Origin of the sequence: Bradyrhizobium sp. ORS 86, assembly GCF_045571475.1 — a bacterium.
GTDB lineage: Bacteria > Pseudomonadota > Alphaproteobacteria > Rhizobiales > Xanthobacteraceae > Bradyrhizobium.
Genome location: NZ_CP120699.1, coordinates 4,209,133 through 4,225,314, shown reverse-complemented (window position 1 = coordinate 4,225,314; position 16,182 = coordinate 4,209,133). Strand labels below are relative to the sequence as shown.

Below are 16,182 nucleotides of genomic sequence, written 5' to 3'. Positions count from 1 at the left end.
CGGGTTTTCCTCGGCGGCTCGCGAAGATGGCGCTGGAGAATGGGGAGAGATTGGCGGAGACGAGCCATTGCGGGTTGCGGAATGACGGCCTGCAAGAGTGAGACGATGAGCTGACGGAGCAATCGCCAGGCGCCAGGACTGGTCAGGCGGCTTCCGCCAAGCGGGGAGAGTCCTCGAGTTCGTCGACGAGCGGCTCGAGCAATAGAATCATCAGCAGATGAGCAAGGATATGCGATCTGGCGGATCGCTCGTTAGTTCCCGGCGGCCCCTTCAAACCAACCAGGCTCTTCAGCCGCTTGAAGCCCAGCTCGATCCGCCAGCGCAGGCGGTAGAGGGCGAGAATGTCATCCGTGGTGAAGTCATCTGGCGCAAGTGAGGTCACCAGGATGACCCAATCGGCGGCCTGCAGCGTTTTATTGGAGAGCTGATGGCCGCCCTTCTGTGCGGTCCGGCGCGCCTTGCGCCGCGCCTCGGCAGCGGCCTGTTGCGGCTTCTTGACGGCGACCAGACGCATGGCGAGCGGCGTGCCGCGCTTGGGTTTGATCCAGATCGGACAATCGAGGAGGCCTCGTTCCGCCGCCTTGCGCAGTTCGGCGATCAGATTGAATGCACAGCCCTTACCATCGAGCCAGCGTGCGCTCTTCCAACCCGCTCGAATGACGAAGTCTGCGCCGGCCTGGATCAATGTTGCCATGCGCTCCGGCTGCAAATAGGCCCGATCGGCAAGACGGATCTCGCCCGCAACCGCCGGAATCCGGTCGAGCCTCTCGCCGTCCTGTTGATCGGTCAGTTCGAAGTGGCCAAAACGCTCTTGCGGAAGATCGAACGCGCTGTGAATGCGCCACACCTCGTTCTTCTTCCTGCCATTCAACCCCTTCTTCGGCACCGTCGTGGCATCGATGATGCGGATCAGGCGACCTCGGCCGGCCCTCGGAGCTGCGGCAGCGAGTGCCTGCCCGATCAGGAGCGCCAGCCAATCCCCGCACTGGCGCAAGCGGTACAACAGAGCCACGCTCGAAACATCGACAAGACCGACCGACGTCGCCCATGCCGCCGTCAATCGAAATCCCCGTTCACCAAGGCAATACGCCAGGATCAACCGCAGCAAGTCCACGGCATTGCGTATCTCGCGCGGACGCACGAAAGCCTTCGTCTCCCGTGCGGTCCGATCGAGCGCTGCGGCCCCTCCAAGCCGGGTTACGATCCCCGCCCAGTCGCGATCGCCAGTGCTTCATATCTCATGCCATGCTGGAATCACGAACCATCCCGCACCGCAAGCCTAACTTAACGCCTATGGGCCTTCGCCGGGACGACGGCGAGTGTATTGCACCGCTGTTGAGTCATAGGTTCGCGTTCTCGCGACATGAATTGTCCGAGCTTTGCATCTCGTTTCGCGCTCTCTTGAAGAGAGGGCGCAGGAAAAGCCGGGCGCCGATCGCGAATCGACCAGCGAGCTCCGCTTCACCTCGCCCCGCGTGCGGGGAGAGGTCGGGACGCATCGTAAGATGCGTTCCGGGTGAGGGGGAATTTCCGCAAACGCGGCTATCGCCGTACACGCGGAACGGCCCCTCACCCCAACCCTCTCCCCGCAAGAGCGGGGCGAGGGAGCGCAGCGTCGTCGCGGTTGCTATTTCGCCTTAATCTCGTCAATCGCTAGCCACCCTGGCGTAGCCGCGCCAGCACCTTCAGCCCGCCATAGCCGTCGGCGGGCTGCAGGCCCGTCCTGATCTGGTAGTCCTTGATCGCCTTCATGGTGTCGTTGCCGACGCGGCCGTCGGTGCCGCCGGTGTCGAAGCCGGCCTTGGTCAGGCGCGTCTGCATCTCCTGCACTTCGGCCAGCGTCAGCGCGCGCTCCGATCCCGGGAACGGCTGGATGAAGGGCGGCCCGCCCAAGCAGCGATCGCCGAGATGGCAGATCGCGAGCGCATAGTTCATCGAGGGATTGTAGCTCTTGACTGAATAGAAGTTCGGCCCGAGCAGGAAGGCCGGGCCGCCCTGCACCGGGATCCAGAGCTGCGCCGAGGCATTCGGCTGCGGGAACGGCTTGCCGTCGGCGCGCGTCACTCCGGCGCTTGCCCAGGCCGCATAGCTACGGCTGCCGCTCGCGCCACCGCCGGGCGCGCGGACCTCGTAACCCCAGTGCTCGCCGCGGTGCCATTTGCCACGATTGACCAGATATTTCGCAGTCGAACCCAGCGCGTCGTCAGGCCGGCCGAACGGGGAGACCTTGCCGTCGCCGTCATAGTCGAAACCGACATTGAGCCAGACTTCCGGCATCCATTGCGAATGGCCCATTGCACCGGCCCAGGAGCCGCGCATTTCTTCCGGCGTGCTCCAGCCACGCTGCACGATCTTCATCGCGTTGATCAGCTCGGTCTCCCAATAGGCCTTGCGGCGCGGCTCGTTCCAGGCGAGCGCGGCGAGCGAGGGAAACACCGGCGTCATGTGGTTCTGTTGCACCAGCGGATCGCCATAGGCGGACTCGACGCCCCACAGCGCAAGTAGCGTGCCGCGCTCGACGCCGAAGTCGCGTTCCATCCGGGCGAACAGCGTCTCGTTCTTCCGCAGCGCCTCGCGGCCGTGGATGACGCGCCAATCGGAGACGCGACGGTTGATGTACTGCCAGATCTGCTCGTGGAATTCAGGCTGATTGCGCATCTGCCTGAACACGCTCATGTCGGGCTCGACCCGCGCCATGCAGCGATTCCAGGTCGCGTCCGAGATGCCCTTCGCCAGCGCGCGGTTGCGAAAATTGTCGCGCCATTGGTCGAAGCCCGGAGGAGCAGCCGCCAATGCGCGCAGCGGGTTGGCGAGCACGACGCCTGCGGCAACGCCGAGCTTCAGAACGGCGCGGCGGGCAGGGATGTTCGGGGAATCAGGTTGTTTCATCGGGCCAGTGTAGCGGCGGCGTCGGAATGGACCAAAGCAACTCCACCGCAGTGGCTAGCTATCCTGCAGATCTGTGGCGATTTTTGACAACCAGCGCCGGATCACCTGTTCCTCTTGGGCGGAGAGGCCCGCGGACAGCCGCCGCTCCAGCGCTTGGGCGTGGCGGCGGCATTGCGCGAGCAGCGTGGTTCCACGGCCGGTCAGCGTCCATTGCAGCACCCGGCCGTGGACCGGATGCGGCGTCTTCCGGATCGCGCCGTCGCGCTCGAGGTTACGGATGATCACGTTCACGGTCTGCGGCGTCAGGATCGCAACTCGCGCGAGGTCGGCGCCGGAGAGACCCGGATAGGCTTTCAGCATGGTGAGGACGACGAACTGCGGCGAGGTGACGCCGAGGCCGGCGAGCGCGCGCTCCATCGACAGCCGTGACGCGGCCTGGGCCTGACGCAGCAGGTAGCCGAGATAGCCCTGCTCGCCGCGCTTGCCCTGGCCGGGTGGCGGTGGGACGGCGAGGGCGGGGGTCGGAGCTGCCGCCGGCGCCTTCCGCACCCCCACCGGCTTGTGTCCGCCGCGACCTCTCGCGGGCCGCTTTGCAGCGGCCTCGGATTTTCCGCGTTTTCGCATCGCGGCTATGCCGTCTGATCGCGCCTTCGCTGACGTCGATGTCTTGCTCATTATATCAGTGCTCTTATAAGATATCAGGACTCTGATAACACGAGGCAAAGCCCATGTCACATGCTCGTAAGGAATATACCGATTTCGAGAAGCTCGCGCCCGACGTGTTCGCCGTCGTGCGTTCGCTCGGGCACTTTGCGGCAAAGGCCGGGCTCGACAAGCAGCTCATAGAGCTCGTCAAGATTCGCGCCTCGCAGATCAACGGCTGCGCCTTTTGCGTGCAGTACCACATCTTGCAGAGCGAGAGCCTCGGTATTCCCGTCGACAAGCTGAACCTCGTCGTGGTCTGGCGCGAGGCGCCGCAATTCTCCGCGCGCGAGCGCGCTGCGCTGGCCTGGACCGAGGCGTTGACGTTGCTGCCGAACGGCGTCAGCGACGAGGTCTATGCGCAGGCCACCGCGGAGTTCTCCGAACAGGAACTGACCTATCTCACCTCCGCGATCGCATCGATCAATGTCTGGAACAGGTTCGGCGCAGCCTATCGCTGGACGCCGCCGGCGCGGAAACAGGCGGCGATCGCGGCGGCATCGTAAGGTCGATGAAACAGATTGAGCGATAACAGAACAAGGAGAAGAACCGATGACATCGATGGCTGCGACACTGCCTCTTCCATTGGTCCGGCCGCCGCGGCCGGTCTCGCTCGCAATCGTCACGGGATTGGCCTGCGCATTTGTGGTCGGCAAGGCCTTGCCGACCCCGATGGATGCGATCTCCTCGGCCATCGTGCCGCTGTGCTCGACCGCGAACGCGGCGTCTCCGCTCGACAAGGTCGAGGTCATCAGCTCGCACCCGCTGCCGAACGTGCCTGGCAAGCGCGTCACGGTGGTGCGCGTGTTCTACGGTCCGGGGGGATTTACCCCGCCACATCGCCACGCCGGCTCGGTGACGGCCTACATCACCAAGGGCGAAATCCGCTCGCAACTCGGCGGCGGGCCGGTTGAGACGTTCAAGGTGGGCCAGTCCTTCTTCGAGCCGCCGGGCTCCACCCACGTCGTCTCGGCCAATGCGAGCACCACGGAGCCCGCGGAATTGATCGCAGTGTTCGTGGCCGACGAGGGCGCGCAACTGACCACGATGCTCGAATAGCCGTGAGCGCGGCGGGCCCCATGGTGGCGGCTATTAGCGCAAGCGGGACGAAGGGCGCTGGTCCATCTCGAAGCCGAAATCAATCGCAACTGGATCATCTCTGATCCAGTCAATCAGGATATGTGTTTCGCTGCTGCTAAAGAGGGAGCAACCGATGGTCAATCTGAAGGGACTTTCCGCTTTTCCAATCACGCCATCGGATCGAGATGGGCGGATTGACGTCGGCGCGCTCAGGGCGTTGCTGGAACCTCTGATTGCCGCGAAGGTGGATTCGGTCGGGCTGCTCGGCAGCACAGGCTCATACCCGTATCTCGGTCGCGACGAGCGGCGGCGGGCCGTCCAGGCCGCTGTCCGCCTGGCGGAAGGGAGGACGCCGATCTTGGCCGGGATCGGCGCACTCCGAACCGACGAGACTGTCAGATTGGCCCAGGATGCACGGGATGCCGGCGCGACAGCAGGACTTCTAGCGCCGGTTTCCTACACTCCGCTGACGGATGACGAGGTTTTCGAGCATTTCCAGACGGTGGCGCGCGAGAGTCGGCTACCGATTTGCATCTACGACAATCCCGGCACCACGCATTTCCGCTTCACGCCGGCCCTGATCGGTCGTCTGAGCCGTGTGGATGGAATCGTGGCGGTGAAGAGCCCGGCGCCGGAGTCTGCTGCCATCGCGGGCCATCTCGCGGAGTTGCGAGCCGTCGTCCCGAGTGGCTTTTCGCTGGGTTACGCCGCCGACTGGAATTGCACCGAGGCGCTGCTGGCCGGCGGCGAGACATGGTATAGCGTTCTTGCGGGAATTTTCCCGACGATCTGCGTCGACATCGTCCGCGCCGCAACGAGTGGCAATGCCACAGAGGCGCGACGGCTCAACGAATGTCTCCAACCGATCTGGGACCAGTTCAAGACGTTCTCGAGCCTGCGCGTGGTCTACGCAATCGCCAATCTCAGGGGAATCTGCGGGGCGGAGCCGCCGCGTCCGATCCTGCCGCTGCCCGCGGACGGGCAGAAGAAAGTCGCGGAGACACTCGCCGGAATGCAGATCGATTTCGGGTGAATCGGCTTCGCTACTAAGCGGATACACCACCGACTCCTTCTAAAATGGCCCAGAGCGGTCCGCAGCCACAACGCGGCATCACGATACGCGGTTTTGTCCCGGCGTTCCGCTTCACCTCCGCGCCCGTCAGGGGACGATCATCACTTCCCCCGGAATGCGATCTGTTTGGCGTGACTGCTGTTCACCACCAGTACGGCCACCGCCACCCCTCATAGCGGACCCATGACGACACCAGAGGTGGGCCATATGGATCGACCCGGTCATCTTCAGGGCGATAGCGATATCGTGGAACAATATAATAATCCCACGGAGTTGGCCTTATCACCGGCGTCGGAATGATAACCCTCGTTGGTCCATGAACGACTTGTGCTTTCCGCGTCCGGGCTTCAGCACCAGGCGTCCCGAGGCTGCACAACACCAGGGTCGCTCCGAGAGCGCATGCAACGGTCATGATCTTCATGCGTCGGCCTCCTTGCATGAGAGTGCAAAAGGACTCTCAGCAAGGCAAGCCAATTCGTTCTCGACTGGCCTGAATGATCGCTTATGGCCCTTCGCGACATATTGCACCGCCGCGCGAGCTTGGTCGCCAACAGCGCCAACCGAACGCAGCTTTCGTCGCCTCGCGCCAGCGGGTGTGCGGTGACAGGGCCTAGTTGCCGCCGCCTTCCTGCGTGTCGATGTGATGTGTGACGTCGTCGGGCGTGGCACGGGCCACGGCGGCCGCCGGCCCAAGCTCCGGCCCGATCTCGCGCCCGCGGCCGCGGATCAGCCGCTCATAGGCCGACACCAGCGTGGTGTAGGGATTGACCCAGATCCAGCCGTCGCGCGTAAACACCTGGACATCGAAATGCAGATGCCGCGACGTGCCATTGGGGTGATCGAGATAGTTCGAGACCACGCCGATCTTCTCGCCCTCCGCGACGCGGCGGCCATTGAGCAGGCCATCGGCATCCATCGCCGACGGGTTCATGTGCATGTAGCGGAAGCGGATATGTTCGGTGCGGGTGTTGACCTGAAGCGTTGCCGACTGCTGCTGCGGTGAGCGGATCACGATGCTGTCGCGCACCGCAACGACCGCCTGCCGCTTGGGGTTGCATCCGTCAGCGCTGCCGGCCGGGCATGCACCCGGGCGCATGTCCTGGCCCTGGTGGCCATGACCGCCGGCGCATTGTCCGACCTCGAAGCTGCGCGCCTCGCAGAAATTGTCCTGCCAGGGATATTCATCGACGCGCCCATGTTTGGGATAAGATTGCGAATGGGCGAAGGCCGGCGCCTTCTCGAGCGGAAAACGGATCTGGGAATAGACGGTGAAGTCCGCGCGGCCCGCCTGATTGTGCCGGCCACTGTTGATGAAAATATCGCCGCTCGGGTGATAGGTGAAATCGGAAGATGTCGCCGCGGGTCGTTCGGCGACGTCGCTCGCGATATCGCTGCGCGGCCGCGATGGCTGGCCGCCGGCGATGCGCAAGGCCTTCAGGAAGCGCTCGGCTACGGGATAGGCCTCGCGGCAGGCCAGCCGCTTCGGGCGCGGCGCGCTGTCGAGGCACTGGATGGACACGACGTATGGAATTCCGAACCGGGTGAAGGCGTAACGCACATAGCCTTCGCGGATGAAGCGGCGGATGTCGGGGAATTGCGTGGCAAGCGCCTTGACCGGCTCGCCCTTGCCGGCCAGCCGGTCCACGAGGTCGTAGACCAGGATCGAGCCTGAGATCTGGACTTCGACCGGCTTCGCAAAGGTCCGTTGCGGCATGCCGTCGCCCGCACCTGATACAAGCGAGAACACCGCATCGTAGCCGGATGCGCCGGCATGGAAGAGATCCACGGCACGGAAGTCGGCCTGATAGCGCGAAACGGGCAGGGCATCCTGCGTACCGCCTTGCCGCGCCTCGAGGTAGCTCGCCGTGTCGAACGGCAGCAGAACGGGGATCGGGCTGCGTGCGATGCCGGGGAAGATCGGCGATGTCGCCGCGTTCAATTGCACCCATGCCGGCGTCGACCGCGGATCGTAGGCCGGGACCCGGCGCTGGCTCGCGAAGCTCAAGCTGGAGGCAATGGTCGGCCGGGCGCTGATTTCCTGCCGCAACTGGTCGAGCGCGGAACGCCATTCGACCCGCATGGCGGAGATGGACGGCGTCCTGAACTCGTCGGCAGACGCGCCGATCAGGGGGGAGAGCAAAACTGCCAGCAAGCAACCGGCGAAGCTGACGACCTTCCTGCTCAATACGACCCCCGGCTCATGCGCGACCACCGGTGAGACTAAAGCAGTTTCGGTTCCGATTGAATCGGAACCGAAACTCTGGTTCTCGTTTTGAGACGTTTTCTTCGCGCGCGCCGGGCTGTCACTCGCTCAGGAATGCGCTAGCCACTAATCCTTGGCGCGTTCAACGTAGGAACCGTCCTCGGTCATGACCACGATTCGAGTGCCCGTGCTGACGTGAGGGGGCACGCCGGTGCGGATGCCGTTGGAGAGCACCGCGGGCTTGTAGGACGAGGAGGCGGTCTGGCCCTTGGTCACCGGCTCGGTCTCCACGACTTCCAGCGTCACGCGCTGGGGGAGCTGGATCGCGACCGGATTGCCCTCATGCAGCGAGAGCTTCACGGTCATGTTCTCCTGCAGATACGGCGCGGACGAGCCGACGATCTCCTTCGAGACCTGGACCTGGTCGTAATTCTCGGCGTTCATGAAATGGAAGCCGTCGGCGTCCTCGTAGAGATAGTTGAAGTTGTGGTCTTCGACGGTGGCCTTTTCCACCTGGTCGGTGGTCTTGTAGCGCTCCGAGACCTTCACTCCGTCGCCGATGCGGCGCATTTCGATCTGGCTGACCGGGGTGCCCTTGCCGGGGTGAATGTTTTCGGCGGACAAGACCACATAGAGCTTGCCGTCCTGCTCGATGACGTTGCCCTTGCGGATGGAACTGGCGATGACTTTCAAAGGTGTTTTCCTGAATTTGGCAGCCGGGGGCGCAAACTGGATCGGCGCCCTCCCGGCCATGGCGGCGATTTGGGGCTGCAACATACTGATTTGTCCCTGAGATGCCAGCCTTTTGCAGGCAATTTCGGCAGATTGCGGACCGCCACATGGACAAGGCGAGCGTCTTTCGACAAGAGAAGGGACAAATGTCGCTACGCTCCTCCGCCACGAAGATTGTGTCGCTCGGCAGTCGGTTCAATATCAAGGGCTTGCATTTGTCTCTTAAACAAACAATGGCAGTTGCTCGGGCCGCTTGGTCGCATCAGGCAGGGGCGAAATGACCGGATCGGATCAGCCTTCGCCGTGGTGGGCGCCGTCGCGCTACGCCGACCGCAAGCCGTTCCTGCTGGCGCGCAGCGCGGTGACGAAGGCACTCAGGGCCTGGTTCGAGGAACAGGGATTTGCCGAGGTCGAGACCGGGATCCTGCAGATTTCCCCTGGTAACGAGACCCATCTCCATGCGCCGCGCACCGATCTGGCACGGGCCGACGGCTCCCATGCGACGCGCTATCTGCGCACTTCGCCGGAATTCGCCTGCAAGAAGCTGCTCGCGGCGGGCGAGCCGAGGATTTACGAATTCGCGCGGGTGTTCCGCGATCGCGAGCGGGGCGATCTGCACTTGCCCGAATTCACCATGCTGGAATGGTATCGCGCCCATGCCGGCTATGACGCCATCATGGCCGATACCATCGTGGTGATCGCGCATGCCGCGCAGGCGACCGGGATCGGCCGCTTCTCGTTCCGCGGCAAGCTTGCCGACCCTTTCGCCGAGCCGGAATTGCTGACGGTCGCGGCAGCCTTCGATCGTTTTGCCGGTATCGATCTGCTGGCGACAATCAGGGGTCGCGAGGGCGATCGGGTAGCGCTGGCGGCGGCCGCGCAGGCGCGGGTGCGGGTTGCGGACGACGACACCTGGTCCGATATCTTCAGCAAGGTGCTGGTCGAGCATATCGAGCCCGAGCTGGGGCAGGGCCGCCTGACGGTGCTATTCGAATATCCGTCGCCGGAGGCGGCGCTGGCACGCACCAAGGCCGGCGATCCGCGCGTCGCCGAGCGTTTCGAGGTCTACGCCTGCGGCGTCGAGCTTGCCAACGGCTTCGGTGAGCTGACCGATGCCGCCGAGCAGCGCCATCGCTTCACCGCGGCAATGGACGAGAAGGCCCGGCGCTACGGCGAGCGCTATCCGCTCGATGAGGATTTCATTGCCGCGGTCGGCCAGATGCCAGAGGCGAGCGGGGTTGCGCTCGGCTTCGATCGGCTGGTGATGCTGGCGAGCGGCGCGCCGCGAATTGACCAGGTGGTCTGGACACCGCCTGCAGGAGAGCCATGAACAGGATCGATCGCAAATTGGCGGCAACCCTGCGGCAGCCGCGTGAGCTGGTTGACGCCGGGCTCGCGCCGGTGAAGGCACTGGCCGAGCTGGACAAGGTCGCTGCGCGCTATGCTGTCGCGGTGACGCCGGAGCTCGCCGCGCTGATCGACCCGGCTGATCCCGACGATCCGATCGCGCGGCAATTCATTCCGAGCGCGGAAGAACTCGTGGAGCAGCCGGGCGAGAACGCCGATCCGATCGGCGACGATGCGCATTCGCCGGTCGCCGGGATCGTCCACCGCTACCCCGACCGCGTGCTGCTCAAGCTGGTTCACGTCTGCGCGGTCTATTGCCGGTTCTGCTTCCGCCGCGAAATGGTCGGCCCGGGCAAGGCCACCGCTTTGTCGGATGACGCCTATGGTGCGGCACTGGACTATATCCGCGCGCATCCTGGAATCTGGGAGGTCATCCTGACCGGCGGCGATCCGCTGATGCTGTCGTCGCGCAGGTTAACGGAGATCATGGCCGATCTCGGCGGGATCGATCACGTGAAGATCATCCGCATCCACACCCGCGTACCCGTCGCCGATCCCGGGCGCATCACTCCGGAGATGATCGCGGCGCTGCGGCCGGACGGCGCAACCACCTGGGTCGCGATCCACGCCAACCACCCGCGCGAAATGACGCAGACTGCACGCGCGGCCTGTGCGCGGCTCGCCGACGCCGGCATTCCCCTGGTCAGCCAGTCGGTGCTGCTGCGCGGGGTCAATGACGATGCTGCGACGCTCGAAGCTTTGATGCGCGCCTTCGTCGAGTGCCGGATCAAGCCGTACTATCTGCATCATGGCGATCTCGCGCCGGGCACCGCGCACCTGCGCACGACGATCGAGACCGGGCAGAACCTGATGCGGGCCCTGCGCGGCCGCGTTTCGGGCCTGTGCCAGCCGGGCTACGTCCTCGACATCCCCGGAGGCCACGGCAAGGCGCCGATCGGGCCGGATTATTTGTCGCACTCACCGTCCCGGGAAGGCCAGGGTTCCGCGGAACGGCAGTACCGCATCGTCGATTATTGTGGTGACGTTCATCTCTACCCGCCGGAATCGTGAGCCGGCGATGAGCGGGGCCGGGCGGAGATCGAAAATGTTGTGATGCCCGGTGTCTTTGCGGTGCTGGTCGCCGCGGGAATCTGGCTACCTGGCGCCATGGCCGATATACGGAAGGTGCAGGATTGCGCAGCGCAGGGGCGACGCAACTGCGTTATCATCGATGACCCGGACCGGGCGCGACAAGAAGGGCTGAGAGGCGGAGACGCAAAATGAGAAAAACAGTTTTGGCGATGGCTCTGTTGGTTGCGGCCGGAGTGCCGCAGGCCTTGGCGCAGCCGCAACAGGGCGGAGTATCCACGGTCCAGAAGGACAAGCCGCTGATGGAGGCGCCGGTGGGCCACCGCCAGCCCCGCCGCGGCGACGTTCCCAGCGAGAAGTCGCTGAGCGATCCGAACAGCCAGACGAACAAGGAAGACGCGGCGCTCGACAAGAAGATCAAGAGTATCTGCCGCGGCTGCTAGACTTCGCGACAGGCGTGCGGAGCGCGATCTCGCGCCCCGCCGCTTGCGCTCAATCCTTCGTGCCGCTTCAGGCCGAGATCTCCTTCAAGCCGTCACGTTGAGCTCTTCGCCTGGCGTCGACGGCATCAGCCAGTCGGCTGAGGACATCGGCCGTCGTGTCCCAATCGATGCAGCCGTCGGTGATGCTCTGGCCGTAGGTCAGCGCGGTCCCCGGCACGACATCTTGCCGGCCGGCAACCAGGTTACTCTCAATCATTGCGCCGACGATGCGCTGCTCGCCGTCCGCGATCTGACGGGCGATATCGGCGGCGACCAGCGGCTGGTTCTCCGGCTTCTTGCTGCTGTTCGCATGGCTGGTGTCGATCATCAGCCGCGGAGCGACGCCGGCGCGCCCGAGCTCGACCGCTGCCGCATCGACGCTGGCGGCATCATAGTTCGGCGCTCGGCCGCCGCGCAGGATGACGTGGCAGTCCTCGTTGCCGCGCGTCGCGGCGATCGCCGAACGGCCGCCCTTGGTGACTGCCATGAAATGATGCGGGTGCGAGGCCGACTTCACGGCGTCAGCCGCGATCCGCACATTGCCGTCGGTGCCGTTCTTGAAGCCGACCGGGCAGGACAATCCGGACGCCAGCTCGCGATGGATCTGGCTTTCGGTGGTGCGCGCGCCGATCGCAGCCCACGACACCAGGTCGGCGATGTATTGCGGCGTCGTCATGTCGAGGAATTCGGTGCCGGCCGGCAGGCCGAGATTGTTCACCGCGGACAGCACACTGCGGGCAAGGCGCAGGCCCTTGTTGATGTCGAAGCTGCCGTCGAGGTCGGGGTCATTGATCAGCCCCTTCCAGCCGACCGTCGTGCGCGGCTTCTCGAAATAGACCCGCATCACGATCTCGAGGCGGTCGGCAAGCTGCTCGCGCAGGCCAGCGAGCCGCTCGGCGTAATCGACAGCCGCCGCGGGATCGTGGATCGAGCAGGGGCCGACGACGACCAGCAGCCGGTCATCGGTCCCGTGCAGGATCGCGTGGATGGCGTTGCGGGCGCTCATCACGACCCGGGTCGCCGTCAGCGTGCGCGGGATTTCCCGCATCACCTCGTCGGGCGTACTCAGCTCTTTCAGTTCTTTGATGCGAAGATCGTCTGTCGTACTCAACACGGCTGGCTCCTTGGGATTGGGACCTGCCGGCACACAAAAAAGCCGCCAGGTCTGGCGGCTTGTTCGGGGCGTCTGCTGCAATTCTTCAGATTGAGCGCGATCCTCCTGCCGCCAGCAAGCTGTCGTAGCTAAAGTACCAAAAATAGCTGGTGGCGACGGTGATCATGGGCGGCTCTATAGCCTATCGATTTTGGCTTGTCACCCCCTTGAAGCCGAGCGGCGCTCACGAGGAGCTGCGGGCCGCCAGCGCCATGCCGATCAGGGTGGCTCCGCCGAACATCAGATTGAGGCCGACCAGAAGGCCAAGTGCCCACTGGGCCGAGCCCGGCAGGCCCGCGATGATGAGGAAGGCGATCACGATGTCCATCAGGCCGGCGACGAGCAACCACGACCAGCGTCCGGACAATTCGCGGCGATGTTCCAGCGCATACATGATGGAGGCGACGCCTTCGGCGACGAAATAGGCGCCGACCACGATGGTCAGCGTCAGCACGCCCTGAAGCGGACGCGCCAGCAATACGAGGCCGGCGAGCACGGCAAGCGCGGCCGAGATCAGCGACCACCAGAAGCCGGGCATGTGGCGCGCCCAGTAGGTCGCGATCAGGCCGCCGATGCCGCTGATCAGAAACATCCAGCCAAGGAAGATGGTGACGGCGAGGCTTGCCAGCGGCGGCACGATCATTGCGGCGATGCCGAGGATCACCAGCAGGATGCCCTCGAACAGGAACGCCTTCCAGTGCTGCTTGACCGCAGCGCTCATCTCCGATCGGAGCTTGTCGAGATCATTGGAAAGGGTCATTCGCAGATCTCCCGCTAGGCGCGTGCAATGCGATCCTAACCCGGACCGGATGCCGACGAAAAGCCCTCCGCCGCCGTCCGCATCCGGCTGCGGCCGAGGAAGTAGACTGCGCCGGTCGCGACCAGGAGCGCAAGGCCGATCAGGATCGATGTGAAGCCGATCGGGACCAGGATGAACGACGCGTTGCGTTCCGGATTGACGTACCAGTGGTGCAGCGAGGTGAGCAGAAAGGCAACGCCGGCAAAGCCGGCGCCGCCGCCGATCAGTAGGAGCGCCCACATTCGTCGCAATTGGCTCAGCCGTTCGCGCGCAACCTCGGTGCGCGGCGCGTGATGCTTGCCAACGCGCCGCACAAGCCGGACCGCAAATCCGATCGAGGAGAAGCCGATCAGCACGCTTGCCGAACCCAGCAGCAGCCGCTCGGTCGACGTGAGATCGGGAATGCGTTGCAGCGACAGCAGCGGAAAGTCGAATGCCGCATGCAGTGCGATCGGCGCGGCCAGCACGAGCGCCCAGCTCGTGATGCGTGCCCAGTCGCGGTTGCCGCGATGCGCGCCGAGCGCGCCGCCGGAGCGCGCGATCGCAAGATAGGCCCCGGCGATGATGCCGAGCGAGCCGTGGAACGGCACGGTCAGGACGCTGCGCAAGGCTGCCAGCGCGCGCCACATGTCCTTGTGCAGGACGAGATAAGCGAGATTTTCATAGGCGGCGAAGCCCAACCCGGCAGCCGCACCGTAAACCACGGTGTCCATCGGATCGGCGAAGGCGCGGCGCCGTGAGGAGATGACGACGATGACGAGCACCTTGACGATTTCTTCCGGAGCGGCGACGCCGAACAACGAGCGGATCGCTTGCGTTATCCAGGGATCGCCGGGGATCGCGAGCAGCGCATTGAACGGCACCCGCGCCAGCCCGAGCAGCGAAATGCTGGCGGCGCCGAGCAAGAAAGCAAGCCACACCTGCGCGGGCGGCCCGGGGCGCTCGTCGGCCGCGATGACAAGCCACAGCACGAGCAACGCAGGTGCGATGGCGGCAGCGCCAATCACAGTCGGAAGCGACTCAAGCAGCAACATGAGCCGGATGGCCCCCTCTTGATGGCACCAAAGCGATGCGTGCCCAAGAAATGGCAGCAAGTTCAGCAGATTGCAAATCGGCCACGGCGATCAGGCCGGCCGGCCCGGCCGCGGCTCGATCCGGCGCCGTGACCGGTTTGCCAGGGGTGCCGATCCCCGGGTCCACCTCCTGTCCTGGTTCCACGGGCTTCTTTCAGCATGATGCCGTTTTTCCGATCTTGTTTTTGGCCATTGCTGCCGTTTCAGCATGTGTCTCGCCTGAATTTTGCGGCACCGACAAGCGGCAAAGTGTGTTCAGGCTAGGTAAAATTGTTCCGTCTCCGGACGATCGTGGCGCGCTCGTCGCGCTGGCCGGCGCTCACAGCATGACACCATGCAGCTCGGTACGGGACGCTCCGGCGCCAAACGTTTCGCGTCCAATTTCGTCGCGCTGAATTTCGCAAGCCGGATGGTGAGGGCGAAGCGCGACGTGGCTGCACACCGACAAGTGTTTGCAATCGACAATGGTCGTCAGCCCAACTTGCTCGGCAGGGGAGGCCGACGCCATGACGATATCACCGCTCCATGGATCGCGGCGAGCACCTCAGCCGCACGGGTCCAAGTTTCGGCGCCGCGCGCCTTTCGTTGCGCTATAATGCCGCGGAAACACCGACTGTCGCTGATACGGTAAACGCCAAAGATGCCTTCGATTGATGCTGCTGTGATCGTTCTTGCCGTGATCGCTCTGCTTGCGGCCTTCGTGAACGGTGCGCTTGGTTACGGGTTCTCGTCGCTTACCGTGCCGGTCGCACTCGTCTTCTACACCAATCGCGTCCTCAATCCGGCCGTCGTTCTCGTCGAGGTCTTCGTCAATCTGTACGTTCTGTGCATCAATCTGAGCGGCGTTCCGGCGGTCTGGAGGCGCGTGCTGCCCATTCTCATCGGCATGCTGCCTGGCATTGCAATCGGCGCATTCGCTCTGACCTCGCTGCAACCCGGTTGGACCAAATTCGCCACCTACTCGATTATCCTGCCGCTCATCCTGCTGCAGGCAGCCGGTTGGCGGAAGCCGATCCAGTCGAAATGGCTCGTCGGTTTGCCTTTTGGAACGACGCTCGGGATCCTGTATTCGGTCACGACTATCTCGGGACCGCCGCTGGCAATTCTGTTCAACAACCAGGGCCTCGTCAAAGATGAGTTTCGCGCCGGGCTCGCGCTGGTCCGGGTCGCAGAGTCCAGTCTGACTGCGATCGCGTATTACAGACTCGGTCTGTTCATCGAGGAAAGCCGGAGCATCCTGTTTGTGATCGTGCCCTGCGTTCTCGTCGGCATACCGCTCGGCGCCTATCTCATTCGACGGCTGGATGCCGAGACGTTTCGCCGGATATGCATGAGCTTCGATGGATGGGTCGTGGGATTCGGTCTGTCTCGTGTCTTGATCGAACTGAACCTGATGGCAAGCCCGTGGGCCTACAGCGTCATGGCGGGCACGATCCTGATCGATGCCTATTTATTGTACGTCTTCTTCACTGTGCGAAGAGGGACCGTGACGTGGTCGCAAGCGTTGGCTTCGCTGAGATCTGGCCACGGAGGTGGCGGTCGGAGCTGAGAGCCATGACTG

15 protein-coding genes are annotated in these 16,182 nt (G+C 64.1%); 7 read left to right on the top strand and 8 right to left on the bottom strand.

Translation table 11 applies throughout. The features are described from left to right. Nucleotides 1-142: 142 nt before the first annotated feature. The 3 genes from P6U25_RS19735 to P6U25_RS19725 all read right to left on the bottom strand — a co-directional run bounded on the left by P6U25_RS19735 (nucleotide 143) and on the right by P6U25_RS19725 (nucleotide 3,438). Entirely contained in the window at nucleotides 143-1,114 is a 972-nt protein-coding gene (locus P6U25_RS19735) for a transposase (RefSeq protein ID WP_407146425.1), read from the bottom strand. A gap of 539 nt (nucleotides 1,115-1,653) precedes the next feature. Continuing rightward, the gene (locus P6U25_RS19730; protein WP_407146424.1) at nucleotides 1,654-2,889 is read right to left on the bottom strand and encodes a lytic murein transglycosylase; all 1,236 of its coding nucleotides are present in this window, start codon (nucleotides 2,887-2,889) and stop codon (nucleotides 1,654-1,656) included. A gap of 54 nt (nucleotides 2,890-2,943) precedes the next feature. Next, entirely contained in the window at nucleotides 2,944-3,438 is a 495-nt protein-coding gene (locus P6U25_RS19725) for a MarR family winged helix-turn-helix transcriptional regulator (protein WP_407152559.1), read from the bottom strand. A gap of 179 nt (nucleotides 3,439-3,617) precedes the next feature. Between P6U25_RS19725 and P6U25_RS19720 the strand changes: the two genes are divergently transcribed. The 3 genes from P6U25_RS19720 (at nucleotide 3,618) to P6U25_RS19710 (ending at nucleotide 5,704) form a co-directional block, all read left to right on the top strand. Further along, nucleotides 3,618-4,097 (top strand): carboxymuconolactone decarboxylase family protein, encoded by a 480-nt coding sequence (locus tag P6U25_RS19720; protein ID WP_407146423.1) that lies wholly within the window; start codon nucleotides 3,618-3,620, stop codon nucleotides 4,095-4,097. 46 nt (nucleotides 4,098-4,143) lie between these two features. Beyond that, nucleotides 4,144-4,650, top strand: a complete 507-nt coding sequence (locus tag P6U25_RS19715) for a cupin domain-containing protein (RefSeq protein WP_407146422.1) — start codon at nucleotides 4,144-4,146, stop codon at nucleotides 4,648-4,650. A 154-nt stretch (nucleotides 4,651-4,804) separates the two neighbouring features. Then, nucleotides 4,805-5,704 carry a dihydrodipicolinate synthase family protein gene (locus P6U25_RS19710; protein WP_407146421.1) on the top strand — a complete coding sequence of 300 codons (900 nt, stop codon included), beginning with the start codon at nucleotides 4,805-4,807 and terminating at the stop codon, nucleotides 5,702-5,704. A 649-nt stretch (nucleotides 5,705-6,353) separates the two neighbouring features. Here the strand turns inward: P6U25_RS19710 and P6U25_RS19705 are convergent. Together P6U25_RS19705 and efp are read right to left on the bottom strand one after the other, a co-directional pair. Further along, nucleotides 6,354-7,928, bottom strand: coding sequence for a M23 family peptidase (locus P6U25_RS19705; protein ID WP_407146420.1), 1,575 nt, complete (start codon nucleotides 7,926-7,928; stop codon nucleotides 6,354-6,356). A gap of 144 nt (nucleotides 7,929-8,072) precedes the next feature. Next, nucleotides 8,073-8,639, bottom strand: a complete 567-nt coding sequence (gene efp, locus P6U25_RS19700; RefSeq protein ID WP_407146419.1) for an elongation factor P — start codon at nucleotides 8,637-8,639, stop codon at nucleotides 8,073-8,075. Nucleotides 8,640-8,955: 316 nt separating this feature from the next. Here efp and epmA point away from each other — a divergent pair, with 316 nt between their 5' ends. From epmA to P6U25_RS19685, 3 genes are all read left to right on the top strand, one after another. After that, nucleotides 8,956-10,008, top strand: coding sequence for an EF-P lysine aminoacylase EpmA (gene epmA, locus P6U25_RS19695; RefSeq protein WP_407146418.1), 1,053 nt, complete (start codon nucleotides 8,956-8,958; stop codon nucleotides 10,006-10,008). Beyond that, a complete protein-coding gene (locus tag P6U25_RS19690) occupies nucleotides 10,005-11,096 on the top strand; it encodes a lysine-2,3-aminomutase-like protein (RefSeq protein WP_407146417.1) in 1,092 nt (363 codons plus the stop codon). Before epmA ends, P6U25_RS19690 begins: the two co-directional genes overlap by 4 nt. A 209-nt stretch (nucleotides 11,097-11,305) precedes the next feature. Continuing rightward, entirely contained in the window at nucleotides 11,306-11,557 is a 252-nt protein-coding gene (locus tag P6U25_RS19685; RefSeq protein ID WP_407146416.1) for a hypothetical protein, read from the top strand. 67 nt (nucleotides 11,558-11,624) lie between these two features. On the opposite strand, the gene P6U25_RS19680 is transcribed toward P6U25_RS19685, so the two are convergent. The 3 genes from P6U25_RS19680 to P6U25_RS19670 all read right to left on the bottom strand — a co-directional run bounded on the left by P6U25_RS19680 (nucleotide 11,625) and on the right by P6U25_RS19670 (nucleotide 14,582). After that, on the bottom strand, nucleotides 11,625-12,710 hold the full coding sequence (locus tag P6U25_RS19680) for a 3-deoxy-7-phosphoheptulonate synthase (protein WP_407146415.1): 1,086 nt from the start codon (nucleotides 12,708-12,710) through the stop codon (nucleotides 11,625-11,627). A gap of 223 nt (nucleotides 12,711-12,933) precedes the next feature. Then, complete coding sequence (locus tag P6U25_RS19675) at nucleotides 12,934-13,509, bottom strand: HdeD family acid-resistance protein (RefSeq protein WP_407146414.1); 576 nt, start codon at nucleotides 13,507-13,509, stop codon at nucleotides 12,934-12,936. Nucleotides 13,510-13,544: 35 nt separating this feature from the next. Next, nucleotides 13,545-14,582, bottom strand: a complete 1,038-nt coding sequence (locus P6U25_RS19670; protein WP_407146413.1) for a PrsW family glutamic-type intramembrane protease — start codon at nucleotides 14,580-14,582, stop codon at nucleotides 13,545-13,547. A gap of 700 nt (nucleotides 14,583-15,282) precedes the next feature. Between P6U25_RS19670 and P6U25_RS19665 the strand changes: the two genes are divergently transcribed. After that, nucleotides 15,283-16,170, top strand: coding sequence for a sulfite exporter TauE/SafE family protein (locus tag P6U25_RS19665; RefSeq protein WP_407146412.1), 888 nt, complete (start codon nucleotides 15,283-15,285; stop codon nucleotides 16,168-16,170). Nucleotides 16,171-16,182 lie beyond the last annotated feature (12 nt).